Source organism: uncultured Chitinophaga sp. (assembly GCF_937874145.1).
Taxonomy (GTDB): Bacteria; Bacteroidota; Bacteroidia; order Chitinophagales; family Chitinophagaceae; genus Chitinophaga.
In genome coordinates, this window is the sequence record NZ_CALNBI010000187.1 from 1 (window position 1) to 2,008 (window position 2,008).

Consider the following 2,008-nt stretch of genomic DNA (forward strand, 5'->3'; position numbering starts at 1 on the left):
AGCGGGAGGTAACTGCTTTCGTTGCGCTTGCCGCGATAGGGGACCGGCGCCAGGTAGGGCGCATCCGTTTCCAGCACGAGGTTTTCCAGGGGAAGATCGGCTACCACCACATCGAGCCCCGCCTTCCTGAACGTCACCACGCCGCCAATGCCCAGGTAGAACCCCATGCCGATGATCTCTTCCGCTTCCTCGCGCGTGCCCGAAAAACAATGAAACCCCCCCGTCAGGCGCCCGTTGTGCAGCTCTTTCACCACGTCGATGCAGGCCCGGGTGGCCTCGCGGCTATGAATGGCGATGGGCAGGTCAAACTCCAGCGCCATGGATATCTGGCTGCGGAACGCCCTGAACTGCTGCTCGCGGAAGGTCTGGTCCCAATAAAAATCCAGCCCGATCTCGCCCACACCCCAGAATTTCCGGGCTTCCAGCCACTTGCGCACAATAGCCAGCTGCTCTTCTACGTTTTCCTTCACGTAAACGGGATGGATACCCATCATGGGCAGGCAATGTTCCGGAAATGCCGCTTCCAGCGCCAGCATCGCCCCAATGGAATCCTCATCTATATTCGGCAATAACATCGTCCCAACCCCCTGGCGGATCGCACGATCCACCATCGCCGGCCGGTCGGAATCGAAATTGTCGGAGTATAAATGGGCGTGGGTGTCAATCCAGTTCATTATATATTGTTTTTTTCAATTAATTGTTTATCTTTATTTTTGAGAAATCTTTAATGCAAGAGGCGAAAGTCTCCCGTCAAAGTTACAGTCTCGAAAAGCCAATACCTATAAAAACCTCCCAAATGAAACACTATTTTAACACGAACAAGGTGCTGTCCGTAACCGCCCTCGCCATCGGAGCCATCACCATTTTCTTTGCCTGCAAAAAAGACGACGCCAATCCCGCCAAAGACGATACGAAGGATAACAATACCATCGCCGTAGCCACTTCCGAAGCTACCGTTACGGCTATTTATGAAGACGTGTTCTCCACCACACTGGATTACAATGTCACCGAACTGCCGCCTTCCGGCCGCAAGGCGCCCGAGCAGGCAGACAACCAGACCTGCTTCCCCGGCGTTGAGCTCGTCCCGGCCGACATGGGCACCTATCCCAAAACGCTGACCCTCGACTTCGGCGCCGGCTGTACCGTAAATAACGTCACCCGTAAAGGAAAAATCGTCATCAAACTGGCCAAACTCCTCTGGCTGGCTGATTCCAAAGCCATCATCACCTTCGACAACTACTTCGTAAACGGCATCAAAGTGGAAGGCAGGCTAGAAGTAACCACCTCCGCATGGGGCGATGCGAAGAAAACATACAGCTACACCGTAACTAATGGTAAAGTGACGCACCCGAACGGCTACACTGCCACCTACAACGGCACCCGTACCGTTACCCAGACAGAAGGCGTGCCCACCCTCGGCCTGCGCGACGATGTGTATTCCATCACCGGCACCTCCACACTGGTGGATAACCTCGGCACCGCCACCGTTACCATCACCAAGCCGCTCCTCCGCGCCTTCACCTGTGCCTCGATTTCGGCAGGCGAAGTGAGCGTTACCCTCAACGGGCATGCCGGTACGATCAACTACGGCACCGACGTAGCAGAGTGCGACGGCAAAGCTACCCTCACCATCGGCGACAAAACCAAGGAAATCACCTTGTAATCCTGCCTGGTTACAACAGCGCATCATACAACAACGCCGCATGTCCCCAAAGGCATGCGGCGTTTGTAATTATATCCACCCATATTAAACGATCGCCCGGACCTCCCAGCCCTGGCGCCTGCAGTGTTCCAGGATCCTCGGCAGCGCGTAGCTCATCCGGTCCCAGGCCTTCTCACTGTCATGAAACACCACAATGGAACCAGGTTGCAGTTTGAAGACCACATTCTGCACGCAGGCCTCGCCCGTGATCTCCGTATCGAAATCCCCGCTCAGCACATCCCACATAATGATCCGGTAATCCTTCTTCAGCTCGCGGATCTGGAACGGCGAAATACGGCCGTACGG

The 2,008-nt window shown here is 55.3% G+C and carries 2 protein-coding genes and 1 pseudogene; 1 reads left to right on the forward strand and 2 read right to left on the reverse strand.

What is annotated here, in order from left to right:
* A partial coding sequence (locus Q0510_RS08890) for a TatD family hydrolase (RefSeq protein ID WP_298710165.1) occupies positions 1-674 on the reverse strand: 674 nt, incomplete at its 3' end.
* 122 nt (positions 675-796) lie between these two features.
* On the opposite strand from Q0510_RS08890, the gene Q0510_RS08895 reads away from it, so the two are divergent.
* Entirely contained in the window at positions 797-1,663 is an 867-nt protein-coding gene (locus Q0510_RS08895; protein ID WP_298710167.1) for a hypothetical protein, read from the forward strand.
* Positions 1,664-1,747: 84 nt separating this feature from the next.
* On the opposite strand, the pseudogene Q0510_RS08900 reads toward Q0510_RS08895, so the two are convergent.
* Positions 1,748-2,008 (reverse strand): annotated as a pseudogene (locus Q0510_RS08900) (polysaccharide deacetylase family protein); the annotation flags it as partial.